This is a genomic window from Mesorhizobium sp. YM1C-6-2, from assembly GCF_003666685.1.
GTDB lineage: Bacteria > Pseudomonadota > Alphaproteobacteria > Rhizobiales > Rhizobiaceae > Mesorhizobium_K.
In genome coordinates this window covers 455,372-474,926 of sequence record NZ_RCIZ01000001.1, presented here as the reverse complement: position 1 = coordinate 474,926, position 19,555 = coordinate 455,372, and the positions used below count along the sequence as shown (strand labels likewise).

The window sequence follows — 19,555 nt, the reverse complement described above, 5'->3', positions numbered from 1 at the left end:
TGCGGCCGAACCGTAGCATAGGAGACGCGCGCTCGATGCTCTAGGCCGCCTTGTCGCGGACCTGGTAATCCTTGATGGCCGCGAAGCGGATCGCCTTCCAGCGCTCGGCCTCGTAGTTCAGGCCGAATTCGTGCGGGGCGAGAAAGACAGGGTCGCCGTCGAGGTCGCGCGCTATGTCGCCGCGGTGCGCCTCGATGAAGCGTTCGACATCGCTTTTGTCATCTGCCTCGATCCAGCGGCAAACCGAGAAGCGCGACATCTCGAAATCGACGGGCAGCGTGTATTCGACGTTGAGGCGTTCCCTGAGCACGTCTATCTGCAGCGCGCCAACCACGCCGATAATCGCCGGCGAGCCGTCCTCGGGCTGGAACAACTGGACGACGCCCTCCTCCGCCATCTGCTGCAGCGCCTCCTTCAGCTTCTTCGCCTTCATCGCGTCGCCGAGGCGCACGCGGCGCAGGATCTCCGGCGCGAAATTCGGCACGCCGCGGAACAGGATTTCCTCGCCCTCGGTCAGGGTGTCGCCTATGCGAAGCGTCCCGTGGTTGGGAATGCCGACCACGTCGCCGGCATAGGCCTCGTCGGCGGTGATGCGGCTGCGCGCAAAGAAGAATTGCGGGGCGGACAGGCTCATCGGCTTGCCGGTGCGCACGAGCTTCGCCTTCATGCCGCGCTCCAGCGTGCCCGAGCAGACTCGGACGAAAGCAATGCGGTCGCGATGATTGGGATCCATGTTCGCCTGGATCTTGAAGACGAAGCTGGTCATCTTCGGTTCCGTGGCATGGACCGTGCGCGTGTCGGCTTCCTGGTCGCGCGGCGGCGGCGCGTAGTCGCCGAGCCCCTCGATGAGGTCGCGCACGCCGAAGTTCCGGAGCGCCGAACCGAAATAGACGGGCGTGAGATGCCCTTCGCGGAAAGCCTTCAAGTCGAAGGGCCGGCAGGCTTCCCGCGCGAGTTCCAGTTCCTCGATGAAGGCGGGGCGGTCATTGTCGGGCAGCAGGCCGGCGACGCGATTGGAGTCAGGACCGTTGACCGGCGTGCGCTCCTTTTCCGCATCGCCGTGGCGCACGGCGTTCTGGGCGAGGTGGTAGGTGCCGGAAAAGGTCTTGCCCTGGCCGATCGGCCAGGTGATCGGCGCGGTGTCCAGCGCAAGCTTGGCTTCGATCTCGTCGAGTATCTCGAAGGTGTTGCGCGCGTCACGATCCATCTTGTTGACGAAGGTGACGATCGGGATGTCGCGCAGGCGGCACACCTCGAACAGCTTCAGCGTGCGCGGTTCGATGCCCTTGGCGGCGTCGATGACCATGACGGCCGAGTCGACTGCCGACAGCGTACGGTAGGTATCGTCCGCGAAGTCCTCGTGGCCGGGCGTGTCGAGCAGGTTGAAGACATTGTCGCCATATTCGAAGGTCATCACCGAGGTGACGACAGAGATGCCGCGCTCGCGCTCGATCTTCATCCAGTCGGAGCGCGTCTGGATTCGGTCCTTCTTCGCCTTCACCTCGCCGGCGAGCTGGATCGCGCCGCCGAACAGGAGCAGCTTTTCGGTGAGCGTCGTCTTGCCGGCGTCGGGATGCGCGATGATCGCAAAGGTGCGGCGGCGGGCGACCGCCTGCTTGATGTCTTCGGCCATGTCAGGAGTCCGGTTGGATGGCCGGGTATATAGCTATGCGGATCGGTCCTGTCGAGAAAAGCCAAGCTCGCGGTTGACTTATATATCAGTCTATACTTATCATAAGTCATGACTGATAATTCGGCGCAGATTGCCGCACTCGGTGACACGACACGCAGGCAGATTTTCGAGCTGATTGCGGAGCGTCCGCGCTCGGTCGCCGAGCTGACACGCGCCATGCCGGTGTCGCAGTCGGCGGTGTCGCAGCATCTGAAAGTGCTGAAGGAGACGAGCCTGGTGCGCATCGAGCCGAAGGGCGCCCGCAACATCTATCACATCGATCCGGCCGGCCTCGGCATGATGCGGGCTTGGCTCGATCAATTCTGGAGCAAGACCCTGGCGGCCTACAAGCTGGCCGTCGAACAACCGCCAGAGGAGTCGCAATGAACACGCGTATACCAATCACATCAGTGAAGCAGTCCGTCGTGGTCGAGGCACCCATCGAGCGCGCCTTCAAGGTATTCACCGAAGACTTCGGCAGCTTCAAACCCAGAGAGCACAACATGCTCGGTGTTCCGATCGCGGAGACGGTGTTCGAGCCCAGGGTCGGAGGCCACATCTACGACCGTGGCGTCGACGGCAGCGAATGCCGCTGGGCGCGCGTGCTGGCCTACGAACCACCCGGCCGGGTGCTGCTCAGCTGGGACATCAGCCCGCGCTGGCAGGTCGAGACCGATCCGGACAAGACCAGCGAATGGGAAGTGCGGTTCATTGCCGAGACGGCGAACAGGACCCGCGTCGAACTCGAGCATCGGAAGCTGGAGCGTCACGGCCTCGGCTGGGAAAGCGTGCGCGATGGCGTTGCCGGCGATCAGGGTTGGCCGCTGTACCTGCTGCGTTACACCGGCTTGTTTGGCCACTGAGTCCGCCCGCGCCGGTTTCAGATCGACAGATCAAAGCCACTTTCGGCAACCACCTCGCCATTCACCACCAGTTCGACGCGGTGGAAACCGGCATTGTGCTTGCGCGTGGTGAAGTCCTTCACCGTCTGGCTGATCGCAAGGTCGCAGACGGCGTCCGGCAGCAGCTCGGTCTCCTTGAACTTGAACACCTTTCGCGAGATGCCGTTCTTCTTCGGGTAGTGCACGGCGTAGTCAATGACGAGACGCTGCGCGGACTTGGCCGTCGAAGCCAGCTCCGCCCTTGTCGTGATGCGTTCGCCAAGCCTTATCCTCGCGGGCTCCACCGCGAAGGCTTCGACCTTGACCTCGGCCTTGCCAGTCGTGCCGATCAAGGCCAGGGCGCGGGCGTCGCCCTTCTTGATCAGCGTCCTCAAGGCATGGCGTGCGATCCAGGCCGTGTGCTTGCCAGAAAGATCCCAGCCGGACACACGCTCGACCAGCAGGTCGGGATGGTCCTTGCCGACATCGTTCAGATGATTGGCGACCGATTTGCGCACATAGAGGCTGGGATCGGCCTTCAGCGTTTCGAGGATCGGACCGGTTGGCGAGGGATCGGCGACCAGGTTCTTCAACTGGAACGACCAGGGCAGGCGTGGGCGTGAACCTTCGCTTGCCAGCCGGCGCACATGTTCGTTCTCATCCTCTGCCCATTTGCGCATGACGACGATCGCACGGTCGAAATCAGCCGTGAGGAAATGCCGGACAGCGAATTCCGACGAGCCGAATCGGGTGAAGAATTTCAATGCATCGAGCGACAGGTAGAAATCATTCCGGCCGTACAGCGCGACGAATTCCGAAAGCGTGATCGCCGCGAAATTGTGCCCGATGCGCGGCGCAAGTTCCTTCAGGATCGGCAGCGCCTTGCGGTAATCTGCCGGCAACGTCTCGTGCAGGCTGACGGCCGTCTGACGCATGCGCTGCATGATGCCGAGGTCGTCGAGCCCGGCTGTTGCCAGTTTCATGAAGCGCTTGCCGTCGAAGCCCGGCCAGACTGCTTCTGCCTCGCGCGCGAAATGCCTGAACCGCTCGCGGTTGAAGATTTCCTTGAGCGCCGGAGCGCCTTCCGTCGAATCAGCCATCGTAGCCTCGTACTTTCAGGACGAAGCTACACACTCCTGCTGCCAAAGCCTGTCAGGAGAGGAACGTAACGAGCAGGATGTGGCTAAGCCGCCACCTTCTCCGCCACGCCGCCAGCATGCGCTGGCGTGCGTTTGCTGGTGCGCTCGTAGAGTTCGCGCACGATCCTGCTCGCCGTGGTCTCGAACAGGAAGGGCAGGATAGCGTGAACGAGCGCCGCGCCGCCAGCCATGAACAGCCGGGAGGCGAACCAGGCCGCGAAAGCCATGTGGCCGAAATAGGTTTCGTCGACTGAAGCCGGATGCTCGGTAAAGAGTTTTGAGAGGGTCATGGCAGCGTTCCTCTGTGCCGAATTCAACCATGATGCGGCATATCACAGGTCGATCGGTCCCAATTTGTCCTTGAAAATTAACAATACTTGGGACATTCATCCCAACATGGGATATGAAATCGATGAACTCGATCGGAAAATCCTGGCTGCGCTGCAGCGGGACGCGACTCTGTCCGTAGACCAGCTCTCGGAGCGCATAAGCCTGTCGCGCAATGCCTGCTGGCGACGCGTCAAGCGTCTTGAGGACGACGGTTTCATCACCGGGCGGGTCGCGCTCGTCGATGCGGAGAAGCTGGGGCTCGGTCTCTCGGTGTTCATCATCATCCGCACGTCCCACCACGATCCGGACTGGCTGGCAAAGTTCCGCGGCGCCGTGGTTTCGTTCCCGGAGATCACCGGCGTCTATCGGATGTCGGGCGACCTGGACTATGTTTTGCGCGCGCGGGTTTCGGATGTGAAAGCGTATGACCGGCTCTACCAACGGCTGATCGCCAAGGTGCCTCTGTCGGACGTCTCGGCCTCCTTCGTCATGGAGGAGATCAAGGAAACGACCGTCGTTCCCGTGGAACTGCGGCCTTGACGGAACCAGCGAGCGATTTCGAATGGGATAATTGCGCCGCCGACGGGAAAGAATGTCGTTGAAAGCGCCGCGGCGGAATTGACCCGAGGCGGCAGCGCCCGATACGGAACCGCCGTCTCACAGGAATCTTTCGGCCCATGCCGTCCGTCTCCGACAAACCTCCCGTCATCGGCATCGTCCGCTTGCCACACGCGGAAGGCCTCGCGCTGCCGTCCTACGAGACGGCCGGCGCCGCCGGCATGGACCTGCGTGCTGCTGTGCCGGAAGATCGCCCACTGATCATCTTGCCCGGCAAGCGTGCGCTGGTGCCGAGCGGACTGCTGCTCGAGATTCCGGACGGCTTCGAGGGTCAGGTCCGACCGCGTTCAGGCCTTGCGCTGAAGCACGGCATCACCTGCCTCAACACGCCCGGCACCATCGACAGCGACTATCGTGGCGAGGTGAAGGTGCTGCTCGTCAATCTCGGCGAGGAGGATTTCGCGGTCACGCGCGGCATGCGCATCGCACAGATCGTGTTTGCGCAGGTGACCCGTGCAGACGTCGAGGAGCGCAGCCTGTCCGGCGCGACCGTGCGTGGCTCCGGCGGGTTCGGCTCGACCGGCACCGGCTGAACAATCCATTATTCACCCTCTTTTGCGATGCAATTGCAGTGGCCCTTTCGAGCCGATAGGATCGGTGTGCGGCGGGACGGGAGCATGCCCGACGCGTCAAGCATCGTTGAGCAATCGATATGGACAAGGGCAAGATCTTTCGCGATCTCCATTATGGCGATGCGCCCTTCATAATCGCCAACCCGTGGGATATCGGTACGGCCAAACTCCTCGCAAGCTGCGGTTTCAAGGCGCTGGCGACGACGAGCGCAGGCTTCGCCTTCTCGCGAGGCCTGCCGGACGGCAGCATAAGTTTCGACGTCATGATCCAGCATTGCCGGGAGATCGTTGCGGCGACCGATCTGCCGGTGTCGGCCGACCTCGAACGCGGCAAGGGTGAGAGTCCCGAAAGCGCCGCCGAGACGATCTTCGCGGCAGAAGCCGCCGGGCTCGCCGGCTGCTCGATCGAGGATCACACCGGGGATTCGCGCAAGCCCATCTACGATTTCAAGCTGGCGGTCGAGCGGATCGCCGCGGCCACCGAAGCCTCCCGCGCGCTGAAGCGCGATTTCGTCCTGACTGCCCGTGCCGAGAATTTCTTGTGGGACCGCCCGGATCTCGACGACACGATCCGGCGCTTGCAGGCCTTCGAAGTAGCGGGCGCGGACGTGCTCTATGCGCCTGGCATCACCGACGTGGAAACCGTGCGGACGATCTGCTCGTCTTTGTCGAAGCCGGTCAATGTGCTGGCTGTGCCGACACTGACGGTGGAGGCCCTTACGGAAGCGGGCGCACGGCGCATTTCGCTCGGCTCGAAACTCGCGACCTTCGCCTACGGCATGATCGAGAACGCCTCGCGCGAGATGCTGCGCGAAGGGACTTTCGGCTTCGCGCGTGCCGCCATGGCCTTTTCGCGGGCGCAGGCGCTGTTTTCCAAGCAGGAAGACGGTTAAACGCCCGCCGCCCGTCTCTCCCGGCTTCTTTCCTGAACGGTGATCGCCTTGTGCAGATGCACCATCATCGCGGCAGCGAAAAGCGGCGTCAGAAGATTGAGCAGCGGGATCGCCAGGAAGCCTGCGATCACGAGGCCGGCGAGGAATACCGTGCCGGCATGTTTGCTGCGTAGCGCCTTGGCTTCCGGTTCGGGGCGGAAGCGCATCGCGGCGAATTCGAAGAACTCGCGGCCGAGCAGGTAGCCATTGACCAGAAAAAACGCCCCGATGTTGATGCCCGGAACAAGGAGCAGCAGCAGCGCGACCAGATTGCCCAGGACCACTACGGCGAAGAACTTCAGCGCGAGCATGATCGACTGAAGGACAGGCACGGCCTGCCCGGGTGGATCGAGCGGATAGTCGGTGCGCTCGACCGTCTCGGCGATATCGTCGAGGAAGAGGCCGGCGACGATCGCGGTCACCGGCGCGATCAGCAGGGCGAGGCCAAGCGCCAGCCCGATGCCTGCGACAATGGCGGCGATGAAGCTCAGCCACCCCGCCCAGCCGGGCAGGCCGGGCAACAGCGCATCGATCCACGGCAGGGCCGCCCAGTCGAAGAGTCCCTTCAAGCCGAACCAAAGAGCGACCAGCGCAAGCAGCGTCAGGCCGAGCGTCTTCAAGAAGACCGAGCGGAATTCGGCGGTGAAGATCTGGCCGGCGGCGGCGCGGGCGGCATCGAGGATCATGGGCGAGGTTCCGTTTCCCGCTGGCAGATAGGCGAAGCTTCCCGATGCGACAAGGATGCCCTGCCTGCCGGGTTTGCAAATCCGGCGCCAGCGGGTAGACCCGCGCGCGTCGCACATGCCACAACAGCGGCGCCCTACCTGGAGACTTTCATGAGCCAGTACGACGTTCTTTGTATCGGCAACGCCATCGTTGATATCATTGCCCAATGCGACGATGCGTTCCTGACCGAGAACGGCATCATCAAGGGCGCGATGAACCTGATCGACGCCGAACGCGCCAATCTGCTCTACAGCCGCATGGGCCCAGCGACGGAGGCTTCCGGCGGCTGTGCAGGAAACACGGCAGCCGGCATCGCCAGCCTCGGCGGACGGACGGCTTTCTTCGGCAAGGTCGCCGATGACGAGCTCGGCCGTATCTATGCGCACGACATCCACGCGCAGGGCGTGGCGTTCGACACCGCGCCGCTGAACGGAACGCCGCCGACCGCGCGTTCGATGATCTTCGTGACGCCGGACGGCGAACGCTCGATGAATACCTATCTCGGCGCCTGCGTGGAGTTGGGACCCGAAGACGTCGAGGCCGACAAGGCGGCGGGCGCCAAGGTCACCTATTTCGAGGGCTATCTGTGGGATCCGCCGCGCGCCAAGGAGGCGATCCGCCTGACCGCCGAGCATGCCCACAAGGCCGGCCGCGAAGTGTCGATGACGTTGTCGGACAGTTTCTGCGTCGACAGATACCGCGACGAGTTCCTCGATCTGATGCGGTCGGGCACGGTGAACATCGTCTTCGCCAACGACCACGAGATCAAGTCGCTCTACCAGACATCGTCCTTCGAGGCGGCGCTCGATGCGATCAGGAAGGACTGCAAGATCGCGGCAGTGACGCGCTCCGAAAAGGGTTCGGTCATTGTACGCGGCGACGAGACGGTGTGGATCGAGGCGATGCCGATCGAGGAACTGGTCGACACGACCGGCGCCGGCGACCTCTACGCCGCCGGCTTCCTCTACGGCTACACGGCCGGCCTCGACCTCAAGCGCTGCGGCGACCTCGGCTCGCTGGCGGCAGGGCTGGTGATCCAGCAGATCGGCCCGCGCCCGCGCCAGAACCTGCGCCAGGAAGCACAGGCGGCGGGGCTGCTTTAATCCTCCGACCACCCCCTCCACCACCTTCGGTGGTCCCCCTCCCCCGCTTCGCAGGGGAGGATCCTATTCGGCGATCCTTGGCCGGCCGGAGGCGGTGGCGGTGAGCCTCGCCTCGACGAACATGCGCCGGCCTTCGACGGTCGAAGCCTTCACGTCCCGCGCCACGGATATCTCGGCGGCGTCGGTGCCGGCGGCGAGCGCGCGCTCGGAGACGATGGCGCGGACGCGCGCCTCGGCCTCTGCCAGCGCCTCATCCTCGGCGGGAAAGTCGCGCGGGGCGTCGTCGCCGACGGAAAAGCGGAAGATGCCTTCCGAGGGCTGGCTGACCGTGGCTTCGGCGGAGACGCGCACCTGGCCGACGACGGCGCCGAGCGCATTCGCCACGTCGGCGTCGGCGGGCACGGCGCAATCATTGCCGACCAGCGCCGGCAGTCCGGCATAGTGGAGCGGCGCGGAGGCGCCGAGGCCGATGACGGGACGGTCGAGCGCCACCGACAGGCGCGCGATGCCGTGATTGCCGTCGACGGCGCGCTGGACGAGCGCATGGGCGACGGTGGCGGCGCCGTCGAAACCGTCCTCGGCGAAGGCGGTCTCCAGGATGACCTCGGCCGACTGGCGGGTGAGCGCTACAAGCACGCGCTCCGAAAAGGCTTCCGGCGAGGCGGCGATGAACTGGCCGCGACCGTCGCGGCGGCGCGCGAACAGCTCGGCGCCGAGACGCGCGGCGGCCGGGTCCCAGTTGGACTGGCGGCCGAGCACATGGGCGGCGTCGGAGGGCGTGAAGCCGGCGACGTGGATCAGCCCGCGCGCGACGAGGCGGTTTACGGTGGCGATCTGCGCGGTGGAGGTGAGCAGCGCGTCGAGCGGCAGCGGGACCGCGCCGACGGCCGCGTAGAGCCTGGCTTCAGGCGCGGAGAGGCCCGCGGCAAGCCGCTCCGGCACGCCGGTGCGCACCGCGAAGCGGCCGTCGAGCCGGCCGGGATTGGGGGCGCGGAGCTGGCGTTCGAGCGCGTCGGTGACGGCTACGCCATGCGCCATGCCGGCGAGCGACAGCGGCAGCAGGCGGCGCGGCCCGAGCAGGATCTTCGGGTCGAGCGCGCCGGATTCGAGGGCAACCTCGGAATCGCCGCCGAGGCCGAAGGTGCGCATGGCGACGGCCTCGACCATGGTGCGGTAGCCGCCGACGGTGGCGCCCTCGGGGTCGAGGCGCGGACGGCCGCGGTCGAGCACGGCGACGTCGGTGGTGGTGCCGCCGATGTCGGATACGACGGCATTGTCGAGGCCCGTCATGTGGCGAGCGCCGACGAGCGAGGCGGCGGGACCGGACAGAATGGTCTCGATCGGGCGCTGGCGGGCGAAGGCGGCCGAGACCAGCGCGCCGTCGCCGCGCACCACCATCAGCGGACAGGCGATGTCGCGCCGCGCAAGGAAACCCTCGGTGGCGGCGACCAGCCGGTCGATCATCGAGATGAGGCGCGCATTGAGCAGCGTGGTCAGCGCCCGGCGCGGGCCGCCGAGTTTCGAGGACAGTTCGTGGCTGGTGGTGACGGGAAGCTTGGTCTTCTCGCGGATCATGTCGCGAGCGGCAATTTCGTGGGCGGGATTGCGGGTGGCGAAATAGGCGCAGACGGCGAAGCCGGAGACGGTGCCGCCGAGCTCGGGGAGCGCGGCCGCCAGCGCGGACAGGTCGAGCCCGGCGTCGCGGCCGTGCACGTCGTGGCCGCCGGGGCAGAACAGGACGGGATCGGAGCCGAGCGCGGCCTTCAGCCCGTCGCGGGCGAGGTCGGCCTCGTCGAAGCCGATCATGACCAGCGCCACGCGGCCGCCCTGCCCTTCGACCAGCGCGTTGGTGGCGAGCGTGGTCGACATCGAGGCGAGTTTTATGGCCGCCGGGTCGACGCCGGCTTCCGCCAGCACCCGGTCCACCGCGCCCGATATGCCGACCGCGAGGTCGTGGCGGGTGGTCAGCGCCTTGGCCTTGGCGACGACGGTTCCGGCCGGGTTCGCGGCGGAGCCTTCGGCCCACAGCACCGCGTCGGTGTAGGTGCCGCCGGTGTCGATGCCGAGGAAGAGGGGGCCGGAGGAATGGGGGGAAGAGGGCTGGGTCATGCTGTCCGCAGGAAATGTCGGCCCGACATAGAGGATAAAGCGCGGCGGGGGATGGACCAGGAACGACGGACCCGGTCGCCCACGGCGCGTTGGGCGGGATCGGCGGAGGGCAGCGTTGAGCACCTTTCCTTCTCCCCGTTCACGGGGAGAAGGTGTCGCCGGAGGCGACGGATGAGGGGCGGCGCTTCGTTCTGACAAGTTTGTGCTGCCCCTCACCTGCCTGCCGGCATCCTCTCCCCGTGAACGGGGAGAGGCGAAGCGCTCCACCGGCGCGTTTCGTCGTCGCCACGCCTGGGTCTCCTTCGCTCACGGGCCGCATCGCCGCCGCTGGCGGCTGGCCCTCCGCGGGGGGCGCGACACAAGTCGCGACGCCCGGTCGGGCTTGCGGCATGCGTGGCCGTTGCCACGCCTGCCGAAGCATCTGGCCGTTGAAAGAAAGTCGGGAAGACGGGAGGGTCGTGACCACCAGTCTAAATTTGTAATGGGTGGTCTTGTCGACCCAGCCTGACCCCTTGGCGTCAGGCGACGGAAGGCCTTGGGCCTCCGCCCCCGTCCGGTGTCTGTCGCCGCCTTCGGCCGGGCACACGTCCTGTCGGCCACGAGATACTCCAGTGGTCCGGGACGTACGGTGCTCCGTCTGCCTCCGTCGCAGAGCCGACCGATCGTCTGGCCGCCTCCGCCGGGCATGCCGGCCTGTCGGGCGCCCTCTGGACCGTGGCGCTCGTACCACGGTGGGAGGTCACCGCCGCCCTCCCTGATACCCGGTGCGCACCAGGTTCCCGCGAGAGCGATGCCAGGATTATGCGGGAGGTTTTGGGGGTGTGGAAAAAGATGGGAAATTTTTTTGAGGGGCGGCGCCTTTTCTCTCCCCTTGCGGGAGAGAAAGCGGTTTCAACATCTTAGCCGGAGCGAATGCGGAGGCTAAGTGTTAGAAATCGCAAGAGAGGGGATTTCTTCTAACGCGGACGACCCCCTCTCTTGCAAATTCCAAGGACTTGGCTGCGCCAAGCCCAGGAATTTACCCGGCCGGGTCCCGCTGCTGACGCAGCGTCCCGGCGTTCGCCGGCCTTTCGTCATGCCACCGGCATGACGAATTCGCGTTCCGCGAACCGGCTGCTCACCCCCGCAAGGGGGGAGATAAGGCCGCCTCTCCCGCCGCGCCTCGTCCCGTGCCAGAATGCCGCCATGGCCTGGCAGATGCTCGTCATCGTCGCGCAACTTGGGATCGGGGCCGGGCTCCTGCTCGGCGGCCTGAGGCGGGCGGTGCATTACGGGCTCGCCTACCGCAACAAGGACCATGCCGAGCGACTGGCCAAGCGCACCGGCCAGCCGGCGGGCCACTCGCTGCGGCCGGCGTTTATCGGGCTGGCGATGATGGCGGTCGGGGTGGTGATGATGGCAACGATTGATATGACTGCCGACGCGTTGAGGCCGCCGCAGCCGTATTAAGGGAAGCAGGCTGTCCCAGGTGCCGGGTGATAGATGAAAGCGCTATCCAGTGTGCTTCACTCAACGAGAGGCGCTTGTCAATAAAAAACCAAACGGGCATCAAAGCTCTTTTCAAAGCTTTCCCGTTCTCTTATTGTTCTGCAGGGGCATGCTCGGTTAAGCTTGCTAGGGCTGGGGGATTACTCATGGTCGACGATGTTGAAATAAAAAATCCGAACGGAGAGAATACGCCTAGCGCTGCTCCAACCCCGAAGCCGCTGGCAGAGACGGATCCCACGGCTCAGGAGCCTACGCAAGCAACCCAATCAGGGTTGGGTGATAAACGGAAAACTGGCAAGACACGTGCAGTTAGAAAATCGGCCAAATCCTCAAAAACCTCAGCTTCGAAAAAATCGCCAGCAAAGAAAAAAGCAAACGGCGGAAATTTAGCTAAATATCCACGCCATTCTGTAGAGAAGGCCTTGAGGGTTCCGCGTGCTATTATAGACCAAAATGCTGGGCGAGAATGTTCGGATCGCGAGGCGGCTGCGTTTGCTGCTGTGGGATTTGGTGGTCCGTTCGCTGTGGAACTCAGTTCCGCGATCAAGTACGGTTTCTTGGAGCGGCCGAAGCCTGGGCACGTTCGTGTCACCGACCGTGCCCGCCAAGCACTTAGACCGCAAAATCCGGGAGATGAGATTGAAGCACTTCGCCAGGCGGTCATGGATGCGCCTGATATATCGTCGGTATACAAGCACTATCGAGGAGAAAATTTACCTGACGGTACGTTCTTTTCAAATGCACTGACAGATAAATTTGGGATTCCTGCAGACAAAATTTCTGAATTCAGCGATATATTTATTAATTCTTTGACATCGGCAAAACTAATAGAGCAGCGTGGGGACAAGCTGCGCATCTTGGATATAACTGCCGAGCCTGCTGCAGCTAACAGAGGACAGGAACCGCGGAGGACGGCCGGCCAAAATGTGAAAATCGAAGCAACTGATACCTGCTTCGTTGTCATGCCATTTGCGCATCCGATTGGCGGGTACTTTCAACACATCTATGAACCGGCAATCAAAAAGGCTGGACTACGGCCCATTAGGGCAGACACAGATATATTTGGCACTGGTAAAATAATTGATCAGATATGGTCTGGGATAAATTCTGCAAAAGTTCTGGTGGCAGAGCTAACCACCCGAAATCCAAACGTCTTTTATGAACTTGGATTAGCGCATGCTCTCGATAAGCCCGTTGTTTTAATTTCCTCCAATGGCGAAGATGTGCCGTTCGACCTAAAACATATTCGCGTAATTTATTACGATGTTAACGATCCGTTCTGGGGTACGAAATTGATCGACAAGGTCGCCGAGAATATTCTTTCTGCGATAAGAAATCCCGAAGAAGCGATATTCAGGCGTGTCCTGGATGAGTCGTAGCGATGACTCGGATAGACGCCGTAGTCGGCGAGCTCTTTCGAGCCATGGCTATAATGCACAAGGTTGACAGGCCAAGCCACGGGTGGCTGCCCCTTGCTTGGCCGTTGCGCGATCCTTGGACCGGCTCAGGATGAGGAGAACGCCCCCTCCACCACGCTGCGCGTGGTCCCCCTCCCCCGCTTCGCAGGGGAGGAACCCTGGTCGCCCATCTTCAGCGCCTGGATGAAGGCTTCCTGGGGGATGTCGACCTTGCCGAACTGGCGCATGCGCTTCTTGCCTTCCTTCTGCTTCTCCAGAAGCTTTACGGGTGACGTCGGCGCGGCCTGATCCTCCCCCGTTTACGGGGGAGGGGGACCATGCGTAGCATGGTGGAGGGGGCAAGGGCCGAGCCATGCGGGCGGAGCGGAAGACTTTCGATCGGGCGAAGGCGCTCAGGCGCGACCTGAGTTTGCCGGAAGTCGTTCTGTGGGAGTGCCTTCGCGGCAGACGGCTGGGCGGGCTACGCTTCCGGCGTCAGCATCCGGTCGGGCCGTATGTGCTGGATTTCTATTGCGCGAAACCAAGGCTGGCCGTCGAGGTCGATGGGGCGCATCACGATTTGCCGGAGCAGATGAGCCATGATCAGCGACGCGATAGCTGGCTCGGCGCACAGGGCATCCGCGTGATCAGGATCGCAGCGACCGATATCCTGGATGAGAGGGCGCTTGACGGAATGCTGGTGATGATTGCCGGGGCGGCTGAGCGCGAGGGCGGTTAAGCTGGGTTCCTGCACCACGGGGGAACGGGCGGGGCACCCGCCCCCTCCACCACGCTGCGCGTGGTCCCCCTCCCCCGTGAACGGAGGAGGAATCCTAGTCGCCCATCTTCAGCGCCTGGATGAACGCTTCCTGCGGGATGTCGACCTTGCCGAACTGGCGCATGCGCTTCTTACCTTCCTTCTGCTTCTCCAGAAGCTTGCGCTTGCGGGTGACGTCGCCGCCGTAGCATTTCGCCGTCACGTCCTTGCGCAGCGCCGAGATGGTCTCGCGGGCGATGATCTTGCCGCCGATCGCCGCCTGGATCGGGATCTTGAACATGTGCTGCGGGATCAGCTCCTTCAGCTTCTCGACCATGACGCGGCCGCGCTTTTCCGCCGCCGTGCGGTGGACCAGCATGGAGAGCGCGTCGACCGGCTCGTCATTGACCAGGATCGACATCTTGACGAGGTCGCCCTCGCGGTAGTCGGTCAGGTGGTAGTCGAAGGAGGCGTAGCCCTTGGAGATCGACTTCAGCCGGTCGTAGAAGTCGAAGACGACCTCGTTGAGCGGCAGGTCGTAGACCAGCATGGCGCGTTTGCCCACATAGGAGAGGTCGGCCTGGATGCCGCGCCGGTCCTGACAGAGTTTCAGGATCGCGCCGAGATAGTCGTCGGGGGTGAGGATGGTGGCGCGGATCCACGGCTCCTCGATCGAGGCGATCTTCATCACCTCAGGCATGTCGGCCGGGTTGTGCAGTTCCTTCTGGGTGCCGTCGATGAGGTTCATGCGGTAGACGACCGAGGGCGCGGTGGCGATGAGGTCGAGGTCGAACTCGCGCTCCAGCCGCTCCTGGATGATCTCGAGGTGGAGCAGGCCGAGGAAGCCGCAGCGGAAGCCGAAGCCGAGCGCGGCCGAGGTCTCCATCTCGTAGGAGAAGCTGGCGTCGTTGAGGCGCAGCTTGCCCATGGCGGCGCGCAGATCCTCGAAGTCGGCCGCGTCGACCGGGAAGAGGCCGCAGAAGACGACCGGTTGCGCCGGCTTGAAGCCGGGCAGCATCGAGGCGGTCGGGCGGCGGTCCTCGGTGATGGTGTCGCCGACGCGGGTGTCGGCCACTTCCTTGATCGAGGCGGTGATGAAGCCGAACTCGCCGGGGCCGATTTCTTCCGCAGGAAGCATCTTCGGCGTGAAGTAGCCGGTGCGCTCGACGGGATACTTCGCGCCGGTGCCCATCATGCGGATGGTCTGGCCCTTTTTCAGCACGCCGTCGATGACGCGCACCAGCACGATGACGCCGAGATAGGCGTCGTACCACGAGTCGACCAGCATCGCCTTCAGCGGCGCCTTGGCGTCGCCCTCGCGCGGCGGCGGCAGCTGCTTGACGATGGCCTCGAGCACGTCGGGCACGCCCATGCCGGTCTTGGCCGAGATCATGACGGCCTGGCTGGCGTCGATGCCGATGACCTCCTCGACCTGCTCACGGATGCGCTCGGGCTCGGCGGCGGGGAGGTCGACCTTGTTGAGGACGACGACGATCTCGTGGTTGTTGTCGATCGCCTGGTAGACGTTGGCGAGCGTCTGCGCCTCGACGCCCTGGGATGCGTCGACGACGAGGAGAGAACCCTCGCAGGCGGCAAGCGAGCGCGACACCTCGTAGGCGAAGTCGACGTGGCCGGGGGTGTCGATGAGGTTGAGGACGTAATCCTGGCCGTCCAGGGCGCGGTAGTTCAGGCGCACGGTCTGCGCCTTGATGGTGATGCCGCGCTCCTTCTCGATGTCCATGTTGTCGAGCACCTGCTCCTTGCCGGCCATCTCGCGCGCGTCGAGGCCGCCGGTGAGCTGGATGAGCCGGTCGGCGAGCGTCGACTTGCCGTGGTCGATATGGGCAACGATGGAGAAGTTGCGGATGTTCTTGATGGGTGTGGACATGGGGCGCGCTTTAGCAGGCGGCCAATCCCACCACAAGAAGGCGCGGGATTGCGGATGAAAGGGAAGGACGGTGGCTTGGCGGCCGCCGCGCTGGCGTGGCGGCCGGGCCGAAGTCATCAAAAGTTGCATCAGCAACCGTTAATGCAATTTCCAGTTGACAAATCCGGGATGGAATAGGAGGATATTCCCGAGGGTTTCCAATCCATGTCGCGAATTCCTGGCCAAGGCGGAGGCGATCCGCGCATCACGGTTGCGGTGCTGGACGGTCCGGTCGATCTCGCCCATCCGTGTTTCGAGGGCGCGGCGCTGGAACTGCCGGCCGGCCAGCCGGCCTTCGACCCGCGCGACGCGGCGGCGCGGCACGGCACCCACGTCGCCAGCATCATCTTCGGCCAGCCCGGCAGCGGCGTCGAGGGCATCGCGCCGCGCTGCCGCGGGCTGATCATCCCGATCTTCGTCGAGCGCGGCGGCGGCAAGGGTGGGGGTGGGGGCCTCGCCTGCTCGCAGCTCGACCTGGCGCGGGCGATCGTGACAGCGCTGGAGAACGGCGCGCATTTCATCAACATCTCGGGCGGACAGCTGTCGCCGTCGGGCGCGCCGGAGCCGATGCTGGCGCAGGCGATCGAGCGCTGCGCGAGGCGCAACGTGCTGATCATAGCTGCGGCGGGCAATGACGGCTGCGACTGCCTGCATGTGCCGGCGGCGGCGCGAAACGTGCTGGCGGTCGGCGCGATGGACGCGGAAGGCGCGCCGCTTGCGCTCAGCAATTACGGCGCGGCCTACCGCACGCAGGGCCTGCTCGCGCCGGGCGACGGCATCCTCGGCGCGACGCCGGGCGGCGGCGCCGAGGCGAGACGCGGGACGAGTTACGCCGCACCCCACGTCACCGGCCAGGCGGCGCTGCTCGCCAGCCGGCAGCTCGCCGCAGGGCGGCCGCCCGATCCGCTCGCCATCCGCGCAGCACTGCTCGCCAGCGCGACGCCCTGCCCGGATCCCGACGACGGCGAGTGCCGGAGGTTTCTCGCCGGGCGAATAGACATGAACGCAGCGACCAGATCGATCGAAGGGGGAATTGTCATGACGGAAGGCATTGCTACTCAGTTGGATGCGCGCGCCCATGCAGCGGAATTGCAGCCGCAGGACGCGCAACCGGCCCCGGCCGGATGGCCGGCAGCGACGGCCGCATTCCCCAGTGCGGGGCTCCCCGGCATGGGGACTGCCGTGCACGCCTCCGACGAGGCCGCGGGCGAAGCGGGCATGCTGGCCGCATCGGGGCCGGTGGTCGCCTCGGACTGCGGCTGCGGATGCGGCGGCAAGGGCAAGGAAAAGCCGGCGGGCGCCGATTGCGGCTGCGGGTGCGGCGGCGCCAAATCCGGCGGCGCGCCGCCCAAGAAACCGCAACTGGTCTATGCGCTCGGCACGCTCGCCTATGATTTCGGCTCGGAGGCGCGCCGCGATTCAATCGCCCAGTCGATGGCGGGCGGCAACCCGCTCTCGCCGGCGGATTTCCTTGCCCATCTGGAGGCCAATCCCTGGGATGCGGCGTCGGTGATCTGGACGCTCAATCTCGACGCCACGCCGATCTATGCGGTCCACCCGGCAGGAGCCTTCGCCGAGGCCGGCTACAAGATCCTGCGCGACGCGCTTGCGGCGCAGTTGAACGAAGGCGCGGACATCGTCTCGGTGCCGGGCATCATCGCCGGCACCTCGACGCTGGAATCCGGGCAGGTGGTGCCGCTGATCATGCCGGCGATCCGCGGCGTCCATTTCTGGGCGACCGAGCCACTGGTCACGCATGTGCTCGGCGCACGCCCGAACGCCGCGGCGGCGCAGGCGACCTACGACCGGGTGACGGCGGGGCTGACCAACTTCCTCGGCCGCGTCTACTACGACCTGCGCAATCTCGGCGTCGCGGGTGAGGAGCGCGCGCTGAACTATGCGGCGACCAACGCGATCCAGATCGCGGCGGTCATCCAGCGCACGACGACTGAGGAACTGGAGCTCGACACGATCTCGGTGAAGCGCAGCCCGGTCTGCCGGCCGGACTCCGAGTGCTACGACGTCGAGCTTTCCTTCTTCAATCCGAACAACACCAACATCGCCGACCGCGTCCACCGCTTCACCGTCGACGTCAGCGACGTGGTGCCGGTGACCATCGGCACGGTGCGCAGCTGGGCGAGGAGGGCGTGACGATGAAGCCGAGGAAAAAGGTCAAGCGGACCGCAACCAGACGAGCGCGGGCGGCGGCGGTTTCGCTGCTGCGGCTGCCGCGTCAGGCCGGCCCGGTGGCAAGAGGCCTGTCGACCTCGCCCTTCCGCATCGGCGTCGCCGCCGCCGAGCATGACTGCGCCGCCTGCCTGAGCGCTTGCGCCGGCCTGCCGCCGCCGCTGCGGGCGACCTGCGCAACCGTCTGCAGGTCGATCTGCCAGGGGCGAGGCTGAACGGGCAGATCGAAGGCGACTGCCGATCCACGGGACGAGTTCAACAGAGAGGAGAACGAAAATGAGACTGCCCAGTCAAAGCCCGCCGGTCCATCGCAGGACGGGCGTCAGGATTGCCGGGGCCGGCGTCGAGCCGTCCGGCTGCAATGTGTTCAAGGCAGCCGCCTGCGCGGTGGCGCTGGCGGCCTGCGGGACGGTCTGCGTCGGCAGCGCGGGCACGGCCTGCGTCCAGTGCCTTGCCGCCCTCGGAGCCTCGGGCTGCATCGACTGCATCTGAACCGATCGCGCATCGATGCGGGGCCGATGGCGCTGTCGTCTCGTGAGAGACAATTCTGGCTGGCGTCCCGAGCCAGCCGAGCGAGAGGAGAAATGCCATGAAGTTTGCAAGCCAAGCCGCGCCTGTCTCCCGTCAGTCGAGCAAGGCGCTCGACCGGAGTGCGACGCTGGCGCCGTCCGACTGCTGCGGCGCGGGAAAATGCTGCGTCGGCGCCTGCCTGCCGTTCGGCGGCGGCTGCGCCGGTATCTGCGTGCCGAACATCGGACAGTGCTGAATTGTGACCGTGTGCGCGTCAGGCGCGCGTGGCAGCGGCTGACCTAGCCTGGGGAGAAATCCGGCGTGCCTTCCGGGTGCATCGGATTTCGACCTCTTGCCGAGGCCGGGACAGCCAGCAGCCCGGACCGCCAACCCCTAGGCCCGACGGCGCAGTTGCGCTAAGGCAAATCCTGTAGCCGGCGATTCCGGCCGGACGGGGAGCCTTGACGCGACATGACCAAAACCACAAGCGGCGGAACGCTGATCGCACCGTCCGTCCTATCGGCCGATTTCTCGAAACTCGGCGAGGAGGTCGAGGCCGTCGACAAGGCGGGTGCCGACTGGATTCATCTCGACGTGATGGACGGGCATTTCGTGCCCAACATCACCTTCGGCCCGCCGGTCATCAAGGCGATCCGCAACCGCACAAGCAAGTTCTTCGACTGCCATCTGATGATCGCGCCGGCCGATCCGTACCTGGCGGCCTTCGCCGATGCCGGCTGCGACAGCATCACCGTGCACGCCGAGGCCGGGCCGCATCTCGACCGTTCGCTGCAGGCGATCAAGGCGCTCGGCAAGCAGGCCGGCGTGTCACTCAACCCGTCGACGCCCGAAAACGTCATCGAATATGTGCTCGACCGGCTCGACCTCGTGCTGTTGATGACGGTGAACCCCGGCTTCGGCGGACAGGCGTTCATCCCTGCGATGGTCGACAAGGTGAAGCGCGTGAAGGCGCTGATCGGGGAGCGGCCGATCAGGATCGAGATCGATGGCGGCGTTTCGCCGGAGACCGCTCCGCTGGTGACGGCTGCCGGAGCCGACGTGCTGGTGGCAGGGGCGGCGGTGTTCAAGGGCGAAGGCGCGGAAGCCTACGCCAGGAACATCGAGGCGATCAGGGCTGCCGCCGACAAGGCGCGGTCGTCATAGAGGCAATTCAGGCTCGGCGAGGCCGGCATATCAGTGGGTCTGC

21 protein-coding genes are annotated in these 19,555 nt (G+C 64.9%); 14 read left to right on the top strand and 7 right to left on the bottom strand.

Translation table 11 applies throughout. From position 1 onward, the window contains the following. Window positions 1-40: 40 nt before the first annotated feature. On the bottom strand, window positions 41-1,633 hold the full coding sequence (locus tag D8676_RS02370; RefSeq protein ID WP_121579215.1) for a peptide chain release factor 3: 1,593 nt from the start codon (window positions 1,631-1,633) through the stop codon (window positions 41-43). 108 nt (window positions 1,634-1,741) lie between these two features. Between D8676_RS02370 and D8676_RS02365 the strand changes: the two genes are divergently transcribed. Both D8676_RS02365 and D8676_RS02360 read left to right on the top strand, forming a co-directional pair. Beyond that, a complete protein-coding gene (locus D8676_RS02365; protein WP_121579214.1) occupies window positions 1,742-2,059 on the top strand; it encodes a metalloregulator ArsR/SmtB family transcription factor in 318 nt (105 codons plus the stop codon). Continuing rightward, window positions 2,056-2,535, top strand: a complete 480-nt coding sequence (locus D8676_RS02360) for an SRPBCC family protein (RefSeq protein ID WP_121579213.1) — start codon at window positions 2,056-2,058, stop codon at window positions 2,533-2,535. Before D8676_RS02365 ends, D8676_RS02360 begins: the two co-directional genes overlap by 4 nt. 17 nt (window positions 2,536-2,552) lie before the next feature. On the opposite strand, the gene D8676_RS02355 is transcribed toward D8676_RS02360, so the two are convergent. Both D8676_RS02355 and D8676_RS02350 read right to left on the bottom strand, forming a co-directional pair. Beyond that, a complete protein-coding gene (locus D8676_RS02355) occupies window positions 2,553-3,653 on the bottom strand; it encodes a DNA alkylation repair protein (RefSeq protein ID WP_121579212.1) in 1,101 nt (366 codons plus the stop codon). A gap of 83 nt (window positions 3,654-3,736) precedes the next feature. Beyond that, the gene (locus D8676_RS02350) at window positions 3,737-3,982 is read right to left on the bottom strand and encodes a DUF6356 family protein (protein ID WP_121579211.1); all 246 of its coding nucleotides are present in this window, start codon (window positions 3,980-3,982) and stop codon (window positions 3,737-3,739) included. 106 nt (window positions 3,983-4,088) lie between these two features. Between D8676_RS02350 and D8676_RS02345 the strand changes: the two genes are divergently transcribed. The 3 genes from D8676_RS02345 to D8676_RS02335 all read left to right on the top strand — a co-directional run bounded on the left by D8676_RS02345 (window position 4,089) and on the right by D8676_RS02335 (window position 6,105). Beyond that, complete coding sequence (locus D8676_RS02345; protein WP_121579210.1) at window positions 4,089-4,562, top strand: Lrp/AsnC family transcriptional regulator; 474 nt, start codon at window positions 4,089-4,091, stop codon at window positions 4,560-4,562. 137 nt (window positions 4,563-4,699) lie between these two features. Next, window positions 4,700-5,173, top strand: a complete 474-nt coding sequence (gene dut / locus D8676_RS02340; protein WP_121579209.1) for a dUTP diphosphatase — start codon at window positions 4,700-4,702, stop codon at window positions 5,171-5,173. A gap of 119 nt (window positions 5,174-5,292) precedes the next feature. Continuing rightward, entirely contained in the window at window positions 5,293-6,105 is an 813-nt protein-coding gene (locus tag D8676_RS02335) for an isocitrate lyase/phosphoenolpyruvate mutase family protein (RefSeq protein ID WP_121579208.1), read from the top strand. Here D8676_RS02335 and D8676_RS02330 read toward each other — a convergent pair. Continuing rightward, window positions 6,102-6,830 (bottom strand): sulfate transporter family protein, encoded by a 729-nt coding sequence (locus D8676_RS02330; RefSeq protein WP_121579207.1) that lies wholly within the window; start codon window positions 6,828-6,830, stop codon window positions 6,102-6,104. The two genes, D8676_RS02335 and D8676_RS02330, sit on opposite strands and share 4 nt — an antisense overlap. Window positions 6,831-6,980: 150 nt before the next feature. On the opposite strand from D8676_RS02330, the gene D8676_RS02325 reads away from it, so the two are divergent. Beyond that, window positions 6,981-7,973, top strand: coding sequence for an adenosine kinase (locus D8676_RS02325; protein WP_121579206.1), 993 nt, complete (start codon window positions 6,981-6,983; stop codon window positions 7,971-7,973). A gap of 63 nt (window positions 7,974-8,036) precedes the next feature. On the opposite strand, the gene D8676_RS02320 is transcribed toward D8676_RS02325, so the two are convergent. Beyond that, the gene (locus D8676_RS02320) at window positions 8,037-10,082 is read right to left on the bottom strand and encodes a hydantoinase/oxoprolinase family protein (protein ID WP_121579205.1); all 2,046 of its coding nucleotides are present in this window, start codon (window positions 10,080-10,082) and stop codon (window positions 8,037-8,039) included. A gap of 1,185 nt (window positions 10,083-11,267) precedes the next feature. Here D8676_RS02320 and D8676_RS02315 point away from each other — a divergent pair. Both D8676_RS02315 and D8676_RS02310 read left to right on the top strand, forming a co-directional pair. Next, the gene (locus tag D8676_RS02315; RefSeq protein ID WP_121579204.1) at window positions 11,268-11,531 is read left to right on the top strand and encodes a hypothetical protein; all 264 of its coding nucleotides are present in this window, start codon (window positions 11,268-11,270) and stop codon (window positions 11,529-11,531) included. A gap of 185 nt (window positions 11,532-11,716) precedes the next feature. Beyond that, complete coding sequence (locus tag D8676_RS02310; protein WP_210210688.1) at window positions 11,717-12,949, top strand: hypothetical protein; 1,233 nt, start codon at window positions 11,717-11,719, stop codon at window positions 12,947-12,949. A gap of 125 nt (window positions 12,950-13,074) precedes the next feature. Here D8676_RS02310 and D8676_RS02305 read toward each other — a convergent pair whose 3' ends face one another. Continuing rightward, window positions 13,075-13,245, bottom strand: coding sequence for a hypothetical protein (locus tag D8676_RS02305; RefSeq protein ID WP_121579202.1), 171 nt, complete (start codon window positions 13,243-13,245; stop codon window positions 13,075-13,077). A 95-nt stretch (window positions 13,246-13,340) separates the two neighbouring features. Between D8676_RS02305 and D8676_RS02300 the strand changes: the two genes are divergently transcribed. After that, window positions 13,341-13,706, top strand: coding sequence for a DUF559 domain-containing protein (locus tag D8676_RS02300; RefSeq protein WP_121579201.1), 366 nt, complete (start codon window positions 13,341-13,343; stop codon window positions 13,704-13,706). A gap of 94 nt (window positions 13,707-13,800) precedes the next feature. On the opposite strand, the gene lepA is transcribed toward D8676_RS02300, so the two are convergent. Further along, window positions 13,801-15,612, bottom strand: a complete 1,812-nt coding sequence (lepA, locus tag D8676_RS02295) for a translation elongation factor 4 (protein WP_121579200.1) — start codon at window positions 15,610-15,612, stop codon at window positions 13,801-13,803. 204 nt (window positions 15,613-15,816) lie between these two features. On the opposite strand from lepA, the gene D8676_RS02290 reads away from it, so the two are divergent. The 5 genes from D8676_RS02290 to rpe all read left to right on the top strand — a co-directional run bounded on the left by D8676_RS02290 (window position 15,817) and on the right by rpe (window position 19,512). Then, window positions 15,817-17,802, top strand: a complete 1,986-nt coding sequence (locus D8676_RS02290) for a PatA/PatG family cyanobactin maturation protease (protein WP_121579199.1) — start codon at window positions 15,817-15,819, stop codon at window positions 17,800-17,802. Window positions 17,803-17,804: 2 nt separating this feature from the next. Beyond that, window positions 17,805-18,053, top strand: a complete 249-nt coding sequence (locus D8676_RS02285; RefSeq protein ID WP_121579198.1) for a hypothetical protein — start codon at window positions 17,805-17,807, stop codon at window positions 18,051-18,053. A gap of 61 nt (window positions 18,054-18,114) precedes the next feature. After that, window positions 18,115-18,330 (top strand): hypothetical protein, encoded by a 216-nt coding sequence (locus D8676_RS02280; protein WP_121579197.1) that lies wholly within the window; start codon window positions 18,115-18,117, stop codon window positions 18,328-18,330. A gap of 97 nt (window positions 18,331-18,427) precedes the next feature. Next, entirely contained in the window at window positions 18,428-18,604 is a 177-nt protein-coding gene (locus D8676_RS27180; RefSeq protein ID WP_183096935.1) for a hypothetical protein, read from the top strand. Between the two features lie 215 nt (window positions 18,605-18,819). Continuing rightward, the gene (gene rpe / locus D8676_RS02275; protein ID WP_121579196.1) at window positions 18,820-19,512 is read left to right on the top strand and encodes a ribulose-phosphate 3-epimerase; all 693 of its coding nucleotides are present in this window, start codon (window positions 18,820-18,822) and stop codon (window positions 19,510-19,512) included. Window positions 19,513-19,555: the final 43 nt, after the last annotated feature.

Excerpts from the sequence above, each read along its gene's own strand:
- D8676_RS02330 (WP_121579207.1), bottom strand. The coding sequence starts at position 6,830 with ATGATCCTCGATGCCGCCCGCGCCGCCGCCGGCCAGATCTTCACCGCC.
- D8676_RS02325 (WP_121579206.1), top strand. The coding sequence starts at position 6,981 with ATGAGCCAGTACGACGTTCTTTGTATCGGCAACGCCATCGTTGATATC.
- D8676_RS02355 (WP_121579212.1), bottom strand. The coding sequence starts at position 3,653 with ATGGCTGATTCGACGGAAGGCGCTCCGGCGCTCAAGGAAATCTTCAAC.
- D8676_RS02350 (WP_121579211.1), bottom strand. The coding sequence starts at position 3,982 with ATGACCCTCTCAAAACTCTTTACCGAGCATCCGGCTTCAGTCGACGAA.
- dut (WP_121579209.1), top strand. The coding sequence starts at position 4,700 with ATGCCGTCCGTCTCCGACAAACCTCCCGTCATCGGCATCGTCCGCTTG.
- rpe (WP_121579196.1), top strand. The coding sequence starts at position 18,820 with ATGACCAAAACCACAAGCGGCGGAACGCTGATCGCACCGTCCGTCCTA.
- D8676_RS02335 (WP_121579208.1), top strand. The coding sequence starts at position 5,293 with ATGGACAAGGGCAAGATCTTTCGCGATCTCCATTATGGCGATGCGCCC.
- D8676_RS02300 (WP_121579201.1), top strand. The coding sequence starts at position 13,341 with ATGCGGGCGGAGCGGAAGACTTTCGATCGGGCGAAGGCGCTCAGGCGC.
- D8676_RS02345 (WP_121579210.1), top strand. The coding sequence starts at position 4,089 with ATGGGATATGAAATCGATGAACTCGATCGGAAAATCCTGGCTGCGCTG.
- D8676_RS02285 (WP_121579198.1), top strand. The coding sequence starts at position 17,805 with ATGAAGCCGAGGAAAAAGGTCAAGCGGACCGCAACCAGACGAGCGCGG.
- D8676_RS02370 (WP_121579215.1), bottom strand. The coding sequence starts at position 1,633 with ATGGCCGAAGACATCAAGCAGGCGGTCGCCCGCCGCCGCACCTTTGCG.
- D8676_RS02320 (WP_121579205.1), bottom strand. The coding sequence starts at position 10,082 with ATGACCCAGCCCTCTTCCCCCCATTCCTCCGGCCCCCTCTTCCTCGGC.
- D8676_RS27180 (WP_183096935.1), top strand. The coding sequence starts at position 18,428 with ATGAAGTTTGCAAGCCAAGCCGCGCCTGTCTCCCGTCAGTCGAGCAAG.
- D8676_RS02365 (WP_121579214.1), top strand. The coding sequence starts at position 1,742 with ATGACTGATAATTCGGCGCAGATTGCCGCACTCGGTGACACGACACGC.
- lepA (WP_121579200.1), bottom strand. The coding sequence starts at position 15,612 with ATGTCCACACCCATCAAGAACATCCGCAACTTCTCCATCGTTGCCCAT.
- D8676_RS02360 (WP_121579213.1), top strand. The coding sequence starts at position 2,056 with ATGAACACGCGTATACCAATCACATCAGTGAAGCAGTCCGTCGTGGTC.
- D8676_RS02310 (WP_210210688.1), top strand. The coding sequence starts at position 11,717 with ATGGTCGACGATGTTGAAATAAAAAATCCGAACGGAGAGAATACGCCT.
- D8676_RS02280 (WP_121579197.1), top strand. The coding sequence starts at position 18,115 with ATGAGACTGCCCAGTCAAAGCCCGCCGGTCCATCGCAGGACGGGCGTC.
- D8676_RS02290 (WP_121579199.1), top strand. The coding sequence starts at position 15,817 with ATGTCGCGAATTCCTGGCCAAGGCGGAGGCGATCCGCGCATCACGGTT.
- D8676_RS02315 (WP_121579204.1), top strand. The coding sequence starts at position 11,268 with ATGGCCTGGCAGATGCTCGTCATCGTCGCGCAACTTGGGATCGGGGCC.